Source organism: Cryobacterium suzukii, assembly GCF_004403185.1.
GTDB classification, from domain to species: domain Bacteria; phylum Actinomycetota; class Actinomycetes; order Actinomycetales; family Microbacteriaceae; genus Cryobacterium; species Cryobacterium suzukii.
The window spans coordinates 31,041-48,634 of sequence record NZ_SOHJ01000003.1; the positions used below are offsets into that span (position 1 = coordinate 31,041).

Annotated in this window: 20 protein-coding genes and 1 tRNA gene; 9 read left to right on the forward strand and 12 right to left on the reverse strand. The window is 62.8% G+C overall.

Annotated features, from left to right (window positions below):
- Positions 1 to 5: 5 nt before the first annotated feature.
- Entirely contained in the window at positions 6 to 1,880 is a 1,875-nt protein-coding gene (gene dnaK / locus E3T39_RS03290) for a molecular chaperone DnaK (RefSeq protein ID WP_134513329.1), read from the reverse strand.
- A 204-nt stretch (positions 1,881 to 2,084) separates the two neighbouring features.
- Here dnaK and E3T39_RS03295 point away from each other — a divergent pair, with 204 nt between their 5' ends.
- Positions 2,085 to 3,395: an MFS transporter gene (locus E3T39_RS03295; RefSeq protein ID WP_134513330.1), complete on the forward strand. Its 1,311-nt coding sequence runs from the start codon at positions 2,085 to 2,087 to the stop codon at positions 3,393 to 3,395.
- Positions 3,396 to 3,600: 205 nt separating this feature from the next.
- Complete coding sequence (locus E3T39_RS03300) at positions 3,601 to 4,401, forward strand: isocitrate lyase/PEP mutase family protein (RefSeq protein ID WP_134513331.1); 801 nt, start codon at positions 3,601 to 3,603, stop codon at positions 4,399 to 4,401.
- 35 nt (positions 4,402 to 4,436) lie between these two features.
- On the opposite strand, the gene E3T39_RS03305 is transcribed toward E3T39_RS03300, so the two are convergent.
- Positions 4,437 to 4,958, reverse strand: coding sequence for a hypothetical protein (locus E3T39_RS03305; RefSeq protein ID WP_134513332.1), 522 nt, complete (start codon positions 4,956 to 4,958; stop codon positions 4,437 to 4,439).
- Positions 4,959 to 5,034: 76 nt separating this feature from the next.
- The gene (dcd, locus tag E3T39_RS03310) at positions 5,035 to 5,616 is read right to left on the reverse strand and encodes a dCTP deaminase (protein ID WP_134513333.1); all 582 of its coding nucleotides are present in this window, start codon (positions 5,614 to 5,616) and stop codon (positions 5,035 to 5,037) included.
- A 71-nt stretch (positions 5,617 to 5,687) separates the two neighbouring features.
- On the opposite strand from dcd, the gene E3T39_RS03315 reads away from it, so the two are divergent.
- Positions 5,688 to 5,758, forward strand: a tRNA-Gly gene (locus tag E3T39_RS03315).
- 40 nt (positions 5,759 to 5,798) lie between these two features.
- On the opposite strand, the gene E3T39_RS03320 is transcribed toward E3T39_RS03315, so the two are convergent.
- Together E3T39_RS03320 and E3T39_RS03325 are read right to left on the reverse strand one after the other, a co-directional pair.
- Positions 5,799 to 6,320 (reverse strand): DinB family protein, encoded by a 522-nt coding sequence (locus E3T39_RS03320; protein WP_134513334.1) that lies wholly within the window; start codon positions 6,318 to 6,320, stop codon positions 5,799 to 5,801.
- Between the two features lie 111 nt (positions 6,321 to 6,431).
- Positions 6,432 to 7,697: an alkaline phosphatase PhoX gene (locus E3T39_RS03325; RefSeq protein WP_134513335.1), complete on the reverse strand. Its 1,266-nt coding sequence runs from the start codon at positions 7,695 to 7,697 to the stop codon at positions 6,432 to 6,434.
- A gap of 153 nt (positions 7,698 to 7,850) precedes the next feature.
- On the opposite strand from E3T39_RS03325, the gene E3T39_RS03330 reads away from it, so the two are divergent.
- Entirely contained in the window at positions 7,851 to 8,714 is an 864-nt protein-coding gene (locus E3T39_RS03330) for an NAD-dependent epimerase/dehydratase family protein (protein ID WP_134513336.1), read from the forward strand.
- A gap of 4 nt (positions 8,715 to 8,718) precedes the next feature.
- Here the strand turns inward: E3T39_RS03330 and E3T39_RS03335 are convergent, their stop codons facing one another.
- On the reverse strand, positions 8,719 to 9,192 hold the full coding sequence (locus E3T39_RS03335; protein WP_134513337.1) for a MarR family winged helix-turn-helix transcriptional regulator: 474 nt from the start codon (positions 9,190 to 9,192) through the stop codon (positions 8,719 to 8,721).
- A gap of 271 nt (positions 9,193 to 9,463) precedes the next feature.
- On the opposite strand from E3T39_RS03335, the gene E3T39_RS03340 reads away from it, so the two are divergent.
- The 4 genes from E3T39_RS03340 to E3T39_RS03355 all read left to right on the forward strand — a co-directional run bounded on the left by E3T39_RS03340 (position 9,464) and on the right by E3T39_RS03355 (position 11,411).
- Entirely contained in the window at positions 9,464 to 9,751 is a 288-nt protein-coding gene (locus E3T39_RS03340) for a hypothetical protein (protein ID WP_134513338.1), read from the forward strand.
- A gap of 182 nt (positions 9,752 to 9,933) precedes the next feature.
- Entirely contained in the window at positions 9,934 to 10,203 is a 270-nt protein-coding gene (locus E3T39_RS03345; RefSeq protein WP_134513503.1) for a GlsB/YeaQ/YmgE family stress response membrane protein, read from the forward strand.
- Positions 10,204 to 10,393: 190 nt separating this feature from the next.
- Entirely contained in the window at positions 10,394 to 10,804 is a 411-nt protein-coding gene (locus tag E3T39_RS03350; protein WP_134513339.1) for a DUF4383 domain-containing protein, read from the forward strand.
- A 61-nt stretch (positions 10,805 to 10,865) separates the two neighbouring features.
- Entirely contained in the window at positions 10,866 to 11,411 is a 546-nt protein-coding gene (locus E3T39_RS03355; protein ID WP_134513340.1) for a hypothetical protein, read from the forward strand.
- Between the two features lie 54 nt (positions 11,412 to 11,465).
- Here the strand turns inward: E3T39_RS03355 and E3T39_RS03360 are convergent, their stop codons facing one another.
- Positions 11,466 to 12,809 (reverse strand): ATP-dependent DNA helicase, encoded by a 1,344-nt coding sequence (locus tag E3T39_RS03360; protein ID WP_174845086.1) that lies wholly within the window; start codon positions 12,807 to 12,809, stop codon positions 11,466 to 11,468.
- 138 nt (positions 12,810 to 12,947) lie between these two features.
- On the opposite strand from E3T39_RS03360, the gene E3T39_RS03365 reads away from it, so the two are divergent.
- The gene (locus E3T39_RS03365; protein WP_134513342.1) at positions 12,948 to 14,030 is read left to right on the forward strand and encodes a hypothetical protein; all 1,083 of its coding nucleotides are present in this window, start codon (positions 12,948 to 12,950) and stop codon (positions 14,028 to 14,030) included.
- A 6-nt stretch (positions 14,031 to 14,036) separates the two neighbouring features.
- Here the strand turns inward: E3T39_RS03365 and E3T39_RS03370 are convergent, their stop codons facing one another.
- The 5 genes from E3T39_RS03370 to rpmB form a co-directional block, all read right to left on the reverse strand.
- Positions 14,037 to 16,025, reverse strand: a complete 1,989-nt coding sequence (locus tag E3T39_RS03370; protein ID WP_134513343.1) for a bifunctional copper resistance protein CopD/cytochrome c oxidase assembly protein — start codon at positions 16,023 to 16,025, stop codon at positions 14,037 to 14,039.
- 131 nt (positions 16,026 to 16,156) lie between these two features.
- Positions 16,157 to 16,444 carry an HU family DNA-binding protein gene (locus E3T39_RS03375; protein ID WP_035835256.1) on the reverse strand — a complete coding sequence of 96 codons (288 nt, stop codon included), beginning with the start codon at positions 16,442 to 16,444 and terminating at the stop codon, positions 16,157 to 16,159.
- 311 nt (positions 16,445 to 16,755) lie between these two features.
- A complete protein-coding gene (rpsN, locus tag E3T39_RS03380) occupies positions 16,756 to 17,061 on the reverse strand; it encodes a 30S ribosomal protein S14 (RefSeq protein ID WP_092110538.1) in 306 nt (101 codons plus the stop codon).
- Between the two features lie 2 nt (positions 17,062 to 17,063).
- Entirely contained in the window at positions 17,064 to 17,231 is a 168-nt protein-coding gene (gene rpmG, locus E3T39_RS03385) for a 50S ribosomal protein L33 (protein ID WP_035880539.1), read from the reverse strand.
- Positions 17,231 to 17,467 (reverse strand): 50S ribosomal protein L28, encoded by a 237-nt coding sequence (rpmB, locus tag E3T39_RS03390; RefSeq protein WP_035835252.1) that lies wholly within the window; start codon positions 17,465 to 17,467, stop codon positions 17,231 to 17,233. The genes rpmG and rpmB overlap by 1 nt, the downstream gene beginning before the upstream one ends.
- Positions 17,468 to 17,594: the final 127 nt, after the last annotated feature.

A 17,594-nucleotide genomic window follows, 5' to 3' on the forward strand; every position in this document is an offset into this window, starting at 1 on the left:
GCGGCCTACTTCTTCTTGTCGTCTTCGTCGTCGTCGACAACCTCGGCGTCGACAACGTCTTCGTCCTTGTTCTCCTCGGCGGGAGTCTCGTCGGTACCGGCCTCGTCGGAGCCGGCTGCGGCATCCGCCTGGCTGGACTTGTAGATGGCTTCGCCGAGCTTGCCCTGGCTTTCGTTGAGCTTGTCGAACGCGGTCTTCACCGCGTCGTCGTCGTCGCCGGCGAGAGCGGACTTGAGGGCGTCGACGTCGGCCTGCACCTCATTCTTCACGTCTTCGGGCAGCTTGTCGACGTTGTCCTTGATCAGCTTCTCGATCGAGTAGGCGAGCTGCTCGGCCGTGTTGCGGGTCTCGGCGACTTCGCGCAGGCGCTTGTCTTCAGCGGCGTGCTCTTCACCCTCGCGCACCATGCGCTCGATGTCTTCCTTCGCGAGCGAGGATCCGCCCGTGATGGTCATCGACTGCTCGGTGCCGGTGCCCTTGTCCTTGGCGGACACATGCACGATGCCGTTGGCGTCGATGTCGAAGGTGACCTCGACCTGCGGGATGCCGCGCGGTGCCGGCGCGATGCCGGTCAGCTCGAAGGTTCCGAGGTTCTTGTTGTCGCGGGTGAACTCACGCTCTCCCTGGAAGACCTGAATCGCCACGGACGGCTGGTTGTCGTCGGCCGTGGTGAAGGTTTCGCTGCGCTTGGTCGGGATGGCCGTGTTGCGCTCGATCAGGCGCGTCATGATGCCGCCCTTGGTTTCGATGCCGAGGCTCAGCGGGGTGACGTCGATGAGCAGAACGTCCTTGCGCTCGCCCTTCAGCACGCCGGCCTGCAGCGCGGCACCGACGGCGACGACCTCGTCCGGGTTGACGCCCTTGTTCGGGTCCTTGCCGCCGGTCTCGCTCTTGACGAGCTCGTACACGGCGGGCATGCGGGTGGAACCACCAACGAGAACGACGTGGGCGATGTCGCCGACCTTGACGCCGGCCTCACGGATGACGTCCTGGAAAGGCTTCTTGGTGCGGTCGAGCAGGTCTTCGGTCATCTTCTCGAACTGGGCGCGGGTGAGCGTCTCGTCGAGGTTGGCCGGGCCGTTTTCGGTCAGCGACAGGTAGGGCAGCTGGATGCTCGTCGACATGCTCGAGGAGAGTTCCTTCTTGGCCTGCTCAGCGGCTTCCTTAAGGCGCTGCTTGGCGATCTTATCCTTGGACACGTCAACGCCGGTGGTTTCCTTGAAGCGCTTGATCAGGTGATCAACGATGCGCTGGTCCCAGTCGTCTCCGCCGAGGCGGTTATCGCCGGCGGTCGAGCGCACCTGGATGGTGGAGAAGTCGTCGTCCTTGCCCACCTCGAGCAGCGACACGTCAAAGGTTCCGCCTCCGAGGTCGAAGACCAGGATGAGCTCGTCTTCCTTGCCCTTGTCGAGGCCGTAGGCCAGCGCGGCGGCGGTGGGCTCGTTGATGATGCGCAGCACGTTAAGTCCGGCGATCTCACCGGCCTCCTTGGTGGCCTGGCGCTCGGCGTCGTTGAAGTACGCGGGCACGGTCACGACGGCGTCGGTGACCTTCTCGCCCAGGTACTGTTCGGCGTCACGCTTGAGCTTGGCAAGAATGCGCGCGGAAATCTCCTGCGGGGTGTACTTCTTGTCGTCGATGGCGACGTTCCAGTCGGTGCCCATGTGGCGCTTGACGCTGGAGATGGTGCGGTCGACGTTGGTGACGTTCTGACGCTTGGCGGTTTCTCCGACGAGAACCTCGCCGTCCTTGGTGAACGCGACCACCGAGGGGGTGGTGCGCAAGCCTTCAGCGTTGGCGATGACGGTGGGTTCTCCACCTTCGAGCACGGCCACCACAGAGTTGGTGGTTCCGAGGTCAATACCTACTGCACGAGCCATGTGGGTTGTTCTCCTTCAATCAGGTGCGAAACGAACTACTAAGTAATCTCAAGACTTGAGCCTCGATGGCTCAAGTATTCCAGCGCCGTCGCATCCCTGTCAATTTCTGCGGCTGAAAGTTGAGTGTGAGTGACTCAACTTCAAGAAACGGATGCTGCAAAGCGGCGAATCCCGATGTTTACCGCCGGGCAGTAGATTGTGCACATGACCGAGACTGTCGCCGTAGACGCGGGTGCCCCTCCAACGCGTGGTCGGGTGGTGGCCTGGGCGTTCTGGGACTGGGGATCGGCAGCGTTCAACGCGGTCGTCACAACGTTCGTCTTTAGCGTGTACATCACCGGCTCGTCGTTCGGCGACGAAGACGTCATCTCCGCGCAATTGGGCTGGGCACTCGCCATTGCCGGACTTCTGGTGGCCGTGCTCGCCCCGATCACCGGGCAACGATCCGACACCTCGGGGCGGCGTAAATTCTGGCTGGGTACCAATACCTTCGTGGTCGTCGGCCTCACCACGGCCATGTTCTTCGTCGAGGCCAGCCCCAGCTATCTGATGCTTGGGCTGGTTCTGCTCGCTGCGGGCAACGTCTTCTTCGAATTCGCGGGCGTCAATTACAACGCGATGCTCAGCCAGGTATCCACCCCTCGCAGCATCGGCAAGGTCAGCGGGTTTGGGTGGGGCATGGGCTACCTCGGCGGGATCGTGCTGCTACTCATCGTCTACTTCGGTTTCATCGCTCCCGAGGTGGGATTATTCGGTGTGACCAGCGAGAACGGCCTGGCAGTGCGCGTCACCATGCTCGTTGCCGCCGTCTGGTTCGCACTCTTCGCGTTGCCGGTGCTGCTGCGGGTGCCCGAATATCGGGCTCCCGCGGCCATGCGCCGCGAGAAGATCGGCTTTTTGCAGAGCTATGTCGTTCTCACCCGCGACATCAAGCACCTCTGGAGCACCAGCCGCCCTACCGTCTACTTTCTGTTGGCGAGTGCCGTTTTTCGGGACGGCCTGGCCGGCGTCTTCACCTTCGGAGGAGTGCTCGCGGCATCCGTTTTCGGATTCTCTCCGGGAGAGGTGATCATTTTCGCAATCGCCGCCAATGTGGTCGCCGGCATCGCCACCATGGCGGTGGGGGTGCTCGATGACCGTCTCGGTGCGAAACCGGTGATCGTGACCGCACTCATCGGCCTGTTGGTGAGCGGGATGCTCGTGTTTCTGCTGCACGATGGCGGCCAGATCGTCTTTTGGACGGCCGGCCTCGCGCTCTGCCTGTTCGTGGGCCCGGCCCAATCGGCCAGCCGCACCTTTCTGGCACGGCTTATTCCCCTCGGCCGCGAGGGCGAAGTCTTCGGGCTCTACGCGACGACCGGTCGCGCGGTCAGCTTTCTGGCCCCGACTGCCTTCGCGGTTTTCGTGTCGATCTTCGGCGCCACCTATTGGGGCATTCTTGGCATCATGCTCGTGCTGCTTCTGGGCCTGCTGCTGCTGATCCCGGTCACTGCACGGCAGCAGCAGATCCGCTAGCGAGGGCCCCTCACCCCTGCGCCGGAAAGTATCGGCGCGCCCGTAATCGGTGAGCGCGCCACTTACAGCTGGCGCGCTCACCCGCAGCTGGCGCGCCGAACGACGACGCGCCGTCGGCTGGGCGACAACCGGCCTTTGCCTGAGTATCCGCTGAAATAAGGCTGTCCCCTCGCTTAGTGAGCGGAAGCCGGACAGACTCAAACGCATGACTCTTACCCAGCTCCAGAAAGCCGAACTCCTGCTCTCGCTGCACGTACCGGGCGAGCCCCTCATCGTGACCAACGTGTGGGATGCCATCACCGCCAAGATCGTGGCTGATGCCCCCGGGGTCAAGGCCCTCGCCACGGCGAGCCACTCCATCTCGAACGTGCGTGGTCTGCAAGACGGCGAGGGACTCTCGCTCGACGAGGCCATCATCGCCGCCACGATCATCGCCGGCGCCGTCGACCTTCCGGTCTCAGCCGACTTCGAGAAGGGCTACGCACCGGATGCCCTCGGCGTGACCCGCAACGTGCGTCGCCTGATCGAAGAATCCGGCATCGTCGGCATCAACCTCGAAGACTCTGTCGGCGCTTCAAAGGCCCCGCAGTTCGACATCGAGACCGCCGCCGCCCGCGTGGCCGCGGCCCGTGCCGGAGCCGACCAGAGCGGCATTCCGCTGGTGATCAACGCCCGCGTCGACACCCTCGCCGGCGGCGGCGATTGGGATGAAGCCGTCGCCCGCGCCAACGCCTACCTCGGAGCCGGAGCCGACCTCATCTTCTTCCTCGGCCTCACAGACGAAGACAAGGTGTCGCGCGCGATCGAGCAGGTCAACGGTAAAATCTCCGTCATCGGCGCGCCCGGACTCGTTCCCCTCAAGCGCCTCGCCGAGCTCGGCATCAGCCGAGTCAGCTTCGGCCCTGGCACCCTCGCCCTGACCCTTGCCGCCCTGCAAGCCGCAGCCACGAATCTCACCGCACTCGGCGACTACCCCGACGATCTCGGGTTCAAGTTCGCCCTGTAGGCCGCCTGCACAACGAGGCCATCAGCATCCGTCTCTCAGCGGATGCGGGTGGCCTCGTTGTGTTCGGTGAGTTGCCAGGTGGCGCCCTCGTCGCCGGAGACCCAACCTTCCCATTTGTAGCTGTCTGGGGTGATGGCGGTGAAGTTCCACCGGATTGGGCGGCCGTCGGTGCGGGTGCCTTCCTGCCGCACGCCGTGCCGGTACGGCGTGGCGACCAGCTGACAGTATTCGCCCAGTGCCGGGGCGAAGTAGCTCACGCGCCAGGCTCCGGCGAACGGGTCATAGACGCGCACCGTCGTGGCGACGGTTTCAAACCCAGACGGATGCGTCGTGCTCGCGACGATCTCGACGTCTTGCACGGCCCGGCCGTCGAGGATGAATTCAACCATCCAGATGAAGTCGCGTGTGATCCATTCATTGGTGGTTTCGTCGAGTCGGGAGCCCTTCGCGGCCCAGGAACCGACCATCTGGCCGAAGCGGCGCATGCGTCCGGGGTATTCCGGTGTTGGGCCGTGCGCGATGAGCGCCTCGTCGAATCGGGTCGGCATGGAGGTCATACCCGGATTTTACCCGACGTTAGGTCACGTTCGACGTACTACGTTTGCTCGGCCCGCAGGCGTCCGATCCGATCCCTCAGCGATCGATGGAGGTGCGGTGAAAGTTTTGAAACGAGCGCGAAGCAGTCGGGCCGCGCTGGCCCTGGTACCGGGAGCCGTATTCACTGGAGCCGTAGGGTTTTTCAGCCGGAGAGCTGAGTTGGAAGAAACACAGCTGGCCGATCTTCATTCCGGGCCAGAGTTTGATCGGCAGCGTCGCCACGTTGCTGAGCTCGAGCGTGACGTGGCCAGAGAAGCCCGGGTCGATGAACCCGGCCGTCGAGTGGGTGAGCAGCCCGAGACGACCAAGGGAACTCTTACCCTCGAGGCGAGCCGCCACATTGTCCGGAAGGGTGACCTGCTCGTAGGTGGCGCCGAGCACGAACTCGCCCGGGTGCAGGATAAACGGCTCATCGGGCTTGGTCTCGATGAGGTGGGTCAGCTCGGGCTGATCCTCGGCCGGATCGATGTAGGCGTACTTGTGGTTGTCAAACAGCCGAAACAGACGGTCGAGACGCACATCAACGCTCGACGGCTGGATCATGGCGGGGTCCAGCGGCTCCAAACCGATTCGTCCAGCGTCGAGTTCAGCCTTGATATCGCGATCGGAGAGCAGCACGGTGCCAGCCTAGCCGCGCGGGGTTGATATGCTGGCACCGTTCCGATTGTTGTTCATCCACGGTCGGGCACGCGGATGTAGTTCAATGGTAGAACTTCAGCTTCCCAAGCTGATAGCGCGGGTTCGATTCCCGTCATCCGCTCCGAAAAAGCCGGGCCGGCTGCCTGACCCTACAAAGTTGTCTAGTCAGCGCCAACGTCGTGCCGGTGGTGCACGATGTCGTGTAGAAAATATGCTCCCAGCGTCACCACGGTGAACGACGGACCGTCGCTGCGGCGGACGGTGCGCTGGCGGGAATCCTCTGGCACAGCCGCAAAGCTATCGGCAACGCGTTGGGCTGCGGCCTCGAGCTCAACGCCAACGGTTGCCGGATCTTGCAGGTCGTACCGCTCCTCTATCGCGGTGGCGTCCTGATCCCAGTTGGCGAGTAGGGGGTCGTCCTGGTCGAGAACAACGCGCAAGCGCTCATCGAACAGGCGACAGACATCGCGCACATGGGCCGCGTATTCCAGCGGCGACCAGGTGTGATCATTTGGCCGCACCGCGACATCCGCTCGCGCCAGCACGGCAGGCCACACTGCGGCGTTCTCACGAATCAGGCCCGGCAAGTTCTCAACGTCCACCGCGCTCGCTCGAAATCCACAGTCGGGGCAGGGGCGTTCGAGCACCCAGGTCCAGTCAGACATGTCAGGAACAATAGCCATGGCTTCATGGTAGCGGCCACAATTTCCCGGCGGCTGGCCGGGCCGGCGTAGACGAACGCGCCGCCAGGCGCCGAAGCGGCTGCCGGGCGGCGCGTCACTACCAAGCTGAACCTAGCGCTTGCTGATCTTCCAGATGCCGTCGGCGAGCACCTTGTCGGGGTGCTGCACGCTCACGAAGAGCTCCCTCGGGTTCTTACCGAAGTAGATGCCGGTCGTCTCGGCGCCTTGGTCCGTCAACGAAGCGAAGAGCTCAACGCTTGTGGAGTTACCGACCGTGTTGGTGCGCGCGCTGGCCCGATAGACATCGCTGAAGTTGTTGTCCTCAACGATCCACAGTGCGCCATCGGGGCCCTCGGCCAGGTTGTCGGGGTTGTTGAATCCCGTGACCGCTGCGGCCTTATTCTCGACCGGAACATTGACCCCGGACTGCACGAAGGTGCTGAGCACGGCCTTCTTCAGGTCGATGGCGATGACGCGGTCTTCCGAAGTATTGGCCACGTACAGTGTGTGGTCGATGATCTCGACGTCTTCGGGGCGACCGAACTCGGTCGCGATGACGGCGTTCGACGCGACATCGGCATCCGTTTGAACCTGGTTCTGGTCGAGGGCAACCCAGGTGAAGGCACCGACCTTGTTCGCGAAGGTGCCCGAGTTCCAGAGCTGGTCGGCATCGGCCAGCCCGGTCAGCTTGAGAGCGTAGAGCTGGCCCGCCGCCAGGTCGCCCGTGCTGGTGGGTACGAACTTGTAGATGGAGCCACCGTTGAGCTCGTCGATGACGTAGACGTTGCCGTCCTTGTCCACATCGATGCCCTCGTGGCGCAACACGCCGAGCGCGGTCCGCTCCTCGATCCTGACGACCTTGGTGAGGTCCTTCTCATCGAAGAAGAGCTCGTAGACCTTGCCACCGGCCGTTTCCTCGGTAATCAGTAGGGAGCCCCACGTCGTCCAACGGATGCCGTCCAGACGATTCCAGTCGGCCCGCTGGGCGATGACCGAGGCTTTGCCCGTCTTCAAATCGGTGACGGCAACAGCGCCGTTCTCGCCAACCTCGTAGGTGTTGTACAGATAGCGTCCGGCTTCGCGGCCGGTCTCATTCTGGGTATTCATATCGTGCAGGTCATCGACGCCGGGGTAAACGTCGAGCACGGTCTCGTCCTTCACCAGGGTCTGGGTGAAACCGGCCGGCACAAGGTACGGCACGGTCCAGTCGCTGCTGGCCTGACCGTAGGCGGATGCGGCGAGGGGCTCAAATGCGAACGCACCCTTCTCGTGGTCGCCGGGACCCGCCTGAGGGCCAGCCGGATCTGCGTGGGCAGCACTTCCGAGGCTGAGCAGCAAAGAGACGAATACAGCGCCAGTTGCAATCTTCTTGATCATGTCAATCCTTCTGAGTCGATGGATGAGAACGCATTGAGCGTATTTGTCGGGAGTGAACAGCCGGCAACGCCCATCCCACGTTTGGGTGACAATGGCGGAGTGTCCATTCGGCGCCGAAGCCAGCTAGCGTTGTCACCGAACACAAGGAGACAGATGACGGTACTCATTGCCGGATGCGGCGACCTCGGCACCGAGGTTGGCCTGCGATTTGCCCGGCTGGGGCACGCTGTGGTCGGGCTGCGTCGCGAGGCGAGCGTGCTCCCTGCAGAAATCACCGGCCAATCCATCGACCTGAGCATCAAAAAGCCCGTCATTCCACCAGTCACCGAGTTCGTAGTCGTGGCCATCTCCGCTGGAAGCCCAACGATCGAGGCCTACCGAGCCGCGTACCTGGACGGCCTGCGCAACCTGCTCGACGCACTCGATGACGCCCGCGTCACGCCCCGCCGCGTGCTGCTGGTCTCATCAACGGCCGTCTACGACATTAACGACGGCAGCCGGGTCGACGAGCAGACCCCCGCGAACCCCAGGCCGGGCACCGATTCCATCGTGTTCGACGCCGAGCGGATGCTGCACTCGCGCATACCCACCGCCACCGTTCTGCGCCTGGCCGGCATCTACGGCCCCGGTCGCGAACGACTGATCAACCAGGTACGAGCTGGCGCTAAACTCTCCGCGAAGTCACGCCACACCAACCGCATCCACCGGGACGACGCAGCAGCCGCGATCGTGCACCTCTTGCTGCGCCCGGAACAGCCGGCTCTCCTATACCTCGGCGTCGACAATGCCTCGGTCCCCGGTAACGAGGTGCTGACCTTTCTGGCCGCTGAGCTCGGCCTGCCCGAACTAGCTCTGGACACGTCCGCAGTGCCAGCATCCACGCGGGAAGGTCAGCGCGGCGGGGACAAGATCCTCAGCAACCGCTTGCTGCGGGATACCGACTTCACCTTCACCTACCCCACCTATCGAGAGGGCTACCGCGCACTTCTGGCCGGAGCCGGAACACGCCACCCGTAGGCAGCTACCTGGCCGGCCCCGCCTGGATCAGATCCGCATCCGACTCGACCACGAGAGCCATCGCTGTCAGCAGCGCTCCCAGACGCACTTGATCATCCGGGCTGACGTCACGCGCGGCACGAGCGATCAATGCTTGGAAGTCGCTGTAAACCTTCTGGGCGATCTGTTCTGCGGCGGGGGTCAGTTGCAAGAGCAGGCTTCTCCGATCGTGCGGGTGGGCCACCCGAGTGACCAGTTGCAATGCCACCAGGCGATTTGAAATCGCGGTCACGGCACCCGTCGTCATCTCCATTGATTCCGCGAGCAACTTAGGCGTGATGCTCCCGGCTTCAGCGACTCGGGCCAGGGCTCGCAGCTCACTCCCCGTCAGGTTGGTTTCCGCAGCGACGCGGTTGCGGTTGCGGTCCATTCCACGAAGAAACGCGACAGCGGATGCTGACAGGCCATCCCCGATGCGTGTCGAAATATCGAGTTCCATACGTTCTCCGACCTCTGGTCTGTTTGTTTCGCCCGCGCTGCAGGCCCGCAAATCGGCCCGTCCCAGCCGCTCTGTCCTGCCAGTGTAGCGGGTGGATCAATTTCAGAGTTTCTTAACGAATGAGTAGTATATTCTTTGAATTATTTCCCGTATATTGAAAGACGCGCTTGCGGTTCGACGTGCTCCTAGGGTCAGCCAGGTTCTAATAACCGGCTGGTGTTGAGCCGCCGACAGGTCGCCTCGGACGCTGCCATTACCCTGCACTAACGAAATGGACCATGCAATGCAGAGCTACCGCCTGACGATCAACGACGACTGGTTCTACCTTTCCGGCGATTACAACGTATCGGCTCTCAAAGCAGCGATGACGGCAGCAGTGCACAGCGGCGGCGGCTTCGTCGACATATTCAGTTCCCTGCGTTCGCAGACCTCACTTCTGATCACGGCACATTCGATCGTAAAGCTGGAAGCCATCTTTGCCGAGGATCTCCCTGACCCCATCGAGTCAACTCCCACCCTTGGCCACTCGTACATCGATGATGACTACTGGCTGGATTGAATCGCATTACGCGGGTTTCCCCCGCTCGAACACTGGGGGCAGCCGTTCGGTGAGTCCGTTCGAATCGATACGCGTGCACCATTGACGACACGCACGCACACGGGTACGTTCACGCGAACGGGGATGTGCCCGTATCGCAACGCCGACCCACTAACAGCATGACCAACGGAAAGGCAGTTCTCATGAGTTTCCTCGGATTCCTCTTACTCGGTCTCATCGCTGGCGCCATCGCAAAGGCAATCCTGCCCGGCCGGCAGGGCGGAGGCTGGTTCATCACCCTGCTGCTCGGAGTCATCGGAGCCTTCCTCGGTGGGTGGCTGGGCGGGCTCCTGTTCAACGTCAACCTGGGCGAGTTCTTCTCCCTGACAACGTGGGTCCTCGCGATCGTCGGATCGCTCATCGTGCTCCTGATCTACGGGGCAATCACGAACCGCCGCCACGCCAAGTCGTAATACAACCGCCAGACCGTTTCCATAGCGTGGCATCCAAATTGGGTGCCACGCTATTGGCGATGCGATTCGTTGATGCACCGACACCCAAAAGGGGAGATTAGGGGCACAATTGGTACCAATCCGAAGTTGATGGAGCTCCGAACTCATAGCAACCACGGGTAAGCCGTGAAACAAACAGGAGGCACCTGAAATGCGCACATCACCTAATCGTCTGCTCGCTACTATCTTCGGCGTGGTTTATCTCCTCGTCGGATTGATTGGTTTCGCCGTCACCGGCGGAGTCGATTTCCTCGCAACTGAAGGCGGACTGGTTCTTGGACTCTTCATGGTCAATCCATTTGCCAACGTCGTCCACCTCCTCATCGGTGCTGCACTGTTGATCGCCGGCTTGTCAAACGTTGCGGCGGCCAAGGCGACGAACACCACAATCGGTGCGGTCTACCTGCTGCTCGGTATTGTCGGGTTCTTCCTGGTGAATACGGCGCTGAACATATTGGCCCTGAACACGGCTGACCACTTCCTTCACCTCGCCAGCGCGATCGTGCTGCTCGGCGTCGGACTGACCGCCGACAAGCACGTCCATAACTCCGTAAACGCCTAGTCGGCTTGTCCTCAGCCACGTCATTCCATCACTTCGATTTGTCCCACTGAAAGGAGCTGTCATGACCCCCGTCATCCGCATGTGGCTCGGCTTCGCCGCTATCGGCGCAGCCTTGATTCACCTCGCCGTCGGGGCGGGAGCTCCTCTTCCGCTGTCGATCCTCCTGGTCGGGTTCGGTCTCACCGAACTCGGCTGGGCGGTCGTCACCCTCTCCCAAAGCAGACCGGTCGCGATCCGGGTGGCCTTCGGCGCAACCTTGATTCCCGTCCTGGTCTTTGCGACAACGGCAACCCTGGGCAGCGGCCTGGGCGTCTCCGCCGCGGAAACCGGCCTGCCGATGTACCCGATGGTGATCGCCTCACTGTTCAATCTCTATCTCGCAGGCTCGCTCGCCGTCATCATCCGTAAAAAAGCCCACGCGTCACCGGCAGCCGTCTCCGAGCGCACCAGGACAGTGGCCCAGCCAGGGGGCTGGCGTTTTCTCACCGCCTTGGTCGTGGCCGGGCTGGTCGTTTCCGGCCTCACGACGCCCGCGTTGGCTGCAACGAATGCCGGTCTCTATGCCGTTCCGCACGGAGCTCCGAGCGGCGTCCACTCGTCCCACTAATAGATCCGTGCCGTACGGCTGCCCCGGCCGTATTCACACCGGCCGGGCACCAGTTCAGACTTCGGGGTCGTCTGGGTGCGAACTCGACGCGTCCAGCCCGGCCAAGTCAGCCACCGGCGGCACAACCTCGATGTTCATGAACCGCTTGACGTTCTCATCGACGATGATATCGCTCGGCCGCAGCGGGCGGGTGAGGTACAGCCCGTCCAGACTGGTCAGCCGGCTCAGGGCCACGTAGGTCTGGCCGGGGCTGAACACTCGCGCACCGAGATCGACAATGGCCCGCGCGTAAGTGGCACCCTGCGATTTGTGAATGGTGACCGCCCAAGCCAACCGCAGCGGAAACTGCGTGAATTCCGCCACGACATCCCGGCTCAGTTTCTTGGTCGCGGCGTTGTAGGTGTACTTGTACTTTTCCCACACAGTCGGCTCGACCTCGTGCACGTCGCCGTCGATGTCCACGAACACGGTCGAGGTGACCTTGGTCACCGTGCCGATGCTGCCGTTCACCCAGCGCGGGCCGCCATCCAGCGGCGAGTCATTGCGCAGGAACATCACCTGCGCGCCCACCTTGAGTTCGAGCACCTCGTCGGCCGGAAACTGCTTACCGCCGAAATCCCCGGTGATGTCGGCCTTCGCGGTGAGCGATTTACCTGACAGCTTCTTCAAAGCGGATGCGTTGATGCGGTTCACCGCGTCGTTGCGGGTCGCGAGGGTGATCACGCCCTCGCTCGGCGGCGTTCGCGCCCCCGCGCCGTTGAGGGCTCCGCCGATCTCCGGAGTGACCTGCCCGTGCCGAACGGCATTGAGCATGAGCTTGAAGTCGTTGTCGCGCTGCCGGTGAATTTCGGTGAGCTCGAAGATGCGCAGTTCGGCGTCGCGCCACACCTTGGCATCGAAGAACCACATCGACCGGTAGTGGTCGGCGAAATAGGCGCGCTCGTCCGGGCCGCCCGGTACAGGGGCTAGCTGGTACGGGTCGCCGAACAGCACGATCTGCACTCCGCCGAATACATCAAACGGTCGTTGCCTGGCCTGGCGCAGGCTGCGGTCGATCGCGTCCATGAGATCGGCATTGACCATCGAGACCTCGTCGATGACGAGGGTGTCGATGGTGTTGAGAAGCTTGCGCACCTGGTCGTTCTGATCAATCGGGCTGTCGGCAATCACACCGATCGGCAGGCGAAAGAGCGAGTGAATGGTCTGGCCGCCCACGTTCAATGCGGCGACACCGGTGGGCGCTGCGATCACGATCTGCTTGCTCGTGTTCCACGACAGGTGGTTCAGCAGGGTCGACTTACCGGTGCCGGCCCGACCGGTAACGAACACGTTCTGCTTGGTGCCCTCGATCGCCGCGAAGACCAGCGCCTGTTCACGACTGAGCGGAATCTCGGACACGGCACACTTTCTTTGGCAGGCGAGCGCTGCACGGGGTAATCGGCACAGGCAATATTCCACTGTAGCCGCCAGCAGCGCGCACGGGCACGAGCCGGCGCTTGGCCGTCCGGCCGACCCACCTCCCCATACAATATTAAAGTGACCATTCCGGCCGAACAGCATCGGGCGAGCGGGCGCCGCGGCAGTTTGCTCCGGGCCGTTCTCGCCATTGTGGTGGTCGCCGGGCTGCTCGCCGTCGGCCTCGCGGGCACCATCAGCGCCCTCAATCGCACGGTCTACAACGCCGGCGGCTTTGTCGAACAATACCTCGACGCCCTGGCCCGCGGCGACACGGTCGGCGCCCTCGCGTTCGATGGCGTCATGCCCAGCAAAACCGACCTGGCCGTCTGGGGGCTCACCGACGAGGTCGCGAAAGGTCTGCCCGAGACGCTGCTGCGGGCATCTGTTCTGAGCGGCCTCGACAATATCGAACTCGCGAGCGCGACGGCTACGCCCGCCGCCGACGATGGAACCGCCCAGACCGTGATATTTGATTTCGATCTGAACGGAACCGCGTCGAGCATGGCGTTCACTGTTGAGCGGGCGGGCTCATTCGCCGGCGTTTTCAACGCCTGGACGTTCAGCACCAGCCCCCTTGCCGTGCTGCAGGTCTCGGTACTGCACGAACGATCGTTTACGGTCAACGGCCTCAGCCTTGACACGCGCGCCCACAGTGCAGCGGATGCCCCCGCCACCTTCTCCACGTCCGCCGCGTATCTCGCGTTCGCCCCGAATCGCTACACGCTCGAACACGAGTCGGCCATGCTGACCGCTGAGAAGAACACTGTGCGAGTGACGGAAGACGGTCCCACCGCAGTGGAGGTCAACGCTTTACCGAACGAGGCCATGGTGAGCCAGGTACAGTCCGAGCTGAACAAGTTCCTCGACGAGTGCGCCACGCAGACGGTGCTGCAACCGACCAGCTGCCCGTGGGGCATCCAGATCGACGACCGCATCGAGAGCACTCCGGCCTGGTCGATCACCGCGTACCCCACTGTCACACTCACAGCCGGCGAGCTGTCCTTTGAGATGGTCGCTACTCCCGGGCAGGCCCACATCGTGGTGAAGGTACAGTCACTGTTCGACGGCGACATCAGCACCCGCGACGAAGACGTACCGTTCACGATGGGGCTCAGCGCAGTCGTTCAGCCTAGCGGCGCCCTCGCCATCCAACTGCACTAGGCACGGCTAGCTAAGGGTCTGGGCGTCGCGCTCGGCAATGCGGGCCAGGTTCGCGTTGTACTCGATGAGCTCCGCGTCCTCGGTGCGGTCCGCCGTGCGATCCAGCCGTTTCGTGACTTTGGTGTCGTCACGGCTCCACATAATCGCGACAACGACGGCCAGCACAAAGGTCGGCAGTTCGCCGATTCCCCAGGCGACGCCGCCACCCATCTGCTGATCGGCGATTGGTGACACTCCCCAGGTACGGCCCATCGCTCCGTACCAGTCGGCCAGGAGCAGCCCAGTGCCGCTCATCAGGGCGAGGCCGAAAAACGCGTGGAAGGCCATCGTCACCAGCAGCAAGAGCAGTCGGAAGGCGTACGGCAGGCGGTACGGCACCGGGTCGATGCCGATCAGGGACTGCACGAACAGGTAGCCAGTGATCAGAAAGTGCACGATCATCCACAGGTGGCCGATGTGGTCGGTGGTGGCCCAGCTGAAGATGGAGGTGTAGTAGAACACCCACAGTGAGACGCCGAACAGCACGGCCGCGACAATCGGGTTGGCGACGATGCCGGCAAAGCGCGAATGCACCGCGGTGAGGATCCACTCGCGCGCGCCCCGACTGCCGTCTTGCCGCTTGGCAATCGCTCGCGCGGCGAGGGTTACCGGGGCGCCAGGCACGAGCATCAAGGGCACGAGCATGGTCAGCACCATGTGCACGAGCATGTGGGTGGAGAACAGGTACTTCTCGTACACATTCACTCCACCGTTGGTGATGTAGAACAGGGTGAGCATGCCCAGAACCCAGAGCACGCTGCGGTAGATCGGCCAGGCGTCGCCGCGGCGGTGCAACCGCCAGACGCCGGCGAGGTAGAAGAAAATGCCGAAGGCACAGAACAGAATCCAGGCGAGGTCGAAGTTCCACTCGGTGAAGTAGCGCGAGAAGGTGAGTTCGGGCGGCAAGAGTTCACCGGTGAGAATCTGCGCCGGCGTTGACTGGGGAATCTCCGTTGCGACCACCTGGGCGACGGGCGTCGCCGTGCGGGCAAGCGCGGCAGCCACACCCGACGCGAGGCCCATGAAGCCGAGCTCGGTCACGACGAGCCACCAGAACCAGCGGCCGTTCGATGGTCCGCTCCGCTGCATCCGCTTGATGAAAAACCGGCGTTGCAGAATGCCGAACCCGCCGAGGACGACGAGGGCGGCGACCTTCACGAGCACCAGCAGGCCGTAGGGGCTGAGAAGGTTGTCCCAGCTGCCGATGCGCAGTTCGGCGCTGGCATAGCCGGACGCGGCAACCACGATGAAAGAGACCAGGGCGAGCGAGGAATACCGCCCGATCACCTGGCGGATGCGTTCGCCGTCCAACTGGGTACGCAGCACGACAATGGTGAGCAGGCCACCCAGCCAGATCGCCGCGAAGACGAGGTGCAGCCCGAGGGCCGTGATCGCGGCATTGTGTCCGGACGCGCCCGCTGAGTGACCCTGCTGAGCCATGGGCAGCAGGGAGGTTAGCGCCAGCACGGTCACAAAAACCAGCGCGGTGTGATTGCGCACGGCGAAGCACAATACGGTGACGCCGGCGGCGATCAAGGTCGTCGCGAGCCAGGCCTGCCCCAGTTCAATCTGGCTGAAAAACTGCCCGACCGTGGCACTGAACTGATCACTGATACCGATTGGCACATTGGTGACCTGCAGAAAGGTCAGAAAGCCCGTGACAGCGGATGCGACGGCAAACAGTGCCGCGGACGCCGCGGCGAAGTCCAGGGCGGTGCCGAACTCGCGTTCCTTGGGACTGAGCGCGAACAGGGTGAGCACGAGGGCACCGATCGTTCCGGCTGCCGCGAGGTTGACCACGAGCTTGGCGATGGGCAGTCCCCAGCGCACCACCGGTCCCGGATCGGCGAGGAGCTGGGCTGAAGCGCCACCGCCATAGGCCAGGGCGACAAGGGTGGACAGCACAGCGACCAGCAGCAGGGCTGCCGGTCCGAGAACGCGGACTATACGAGGCACCCACCCAGCTTATTCGCCCGGCCCTGAGCATCCGTCGCGCGCGCAATTCCTGGCGGTTCCCAAAGGGATGCCCTGGGGCACCAAAAAGGGACGCCGACCATGGTCGACGCCCCTTTTTTTTAGAGCAAAAGCTACTTGGCGGCAGCCTTGAGCTTGCTTCCAGCGGTCAGCTTGACGCGGTGGCCGGCAGCGATGGCGATTTCTTCGCCGGTCTGCGGGTTGCGGCCGGTGCGAGCTGCGGTGGCGGTGCGCTCGACGCCCAGCCATCCCGGGATGGTGACCTTGCCATCAGCGGCAACGGTCTCGGCCAGGGTTGCAAAGAATGCGTTCAGAACGCCGTCAACGGCGGCCTGGCTCTGTCCGGAGTCAGCGGCAACCTTGGCAACGAGCTCGGTCTTGTTCAGCGACTTGTCAGCCATTGAGTGTCCTCCTCGGACCTTCGTCTGTATAAACAGCGATATTCGTAATACGGATGCTCCTCGAAGAGAAGCCCCGCTGGTCGGATCGACCGAGTTGAAATCTAGCATCGATCCGCCAAAATCCGCGGATTTACGGCGATTTTCAACCATTTCAGGGCTATTTCTGCCTCTTAGGCTCCCGATTTTCGCTCTCCGCGAAACGAGGGGCCGCCGAGCGGGACAAACGAAACGGGATGCCGACCAAGAGTCGACATCCCGTTTGGATGTTTCAGAAGCCGTTGAAGACAAGCTTCAGCGGCTGCCAGAAGGAGTTACCAGCTGGACTTGGTGATGCCGGGCAGCTCGCCGCGGTGCGCCATGTCGCGAAAACGAACGCGCGAGATGCCGAACTTGGAGAGGTGGCCACGGGGACGACCGTCAACGGCGTCACGGTTGCGCAGGCGCACCGGGCTCGCGTTACGCGGCAGCTTCTGCAGGCCCTTGCGAGCGGCTTCACGCGACTCGTCGGTGCCGGCAGGGTCAACCAGGGCCTTCTTGAGCTCAAGGCGCTTGACGGCGTAACGCTCGACGATGACCTTGCGCTGGTTGTTCTTGGCAATCATGCTCTTCTTCGCCATGTTTAGCGCTCCTCACGGAAATCAACGTGCTTGCGGATAACCGGGTCGTACTTCTTGAGCACGAGACGGTCGGGGTCGTTGCGGCGGTTCTTTTTGGTCACATAGGTGTAACCGGTTCCAGCCGTGGAACGAAGTTTGATGATCGGACGTACGTCATGAGCCTTAGCCATTAGATCTTCACCCCACGAGCGAGAACGTCCTTGACGACGCTCTCAATGCCACGAGCATCAATAACCTTGATGCCCTTTGCGGACAAGGTCAGTGTGACCTTGCGACGAAGCGACGGCACGTAGTACGTCTTCTTCTGAACGTTCGGGTCGAAACGACGCTTGGTGCGTCGGTGCGAGTGCGAAATGTTGTGTCCGAAGCCGGGAACAGCTCCGGTCACCTGGCAAACAGATGCCATGGTTTCCTCCATTACCGAAGGGCGAATGCCCTTCCCAAGATCCCTTGTCGGCGGGCTGAACATAAATGAACAACTCGCAATGCGCGCGCAGAGGCGCAGCAACCCTCTACGATACGGGCTCCCGGGA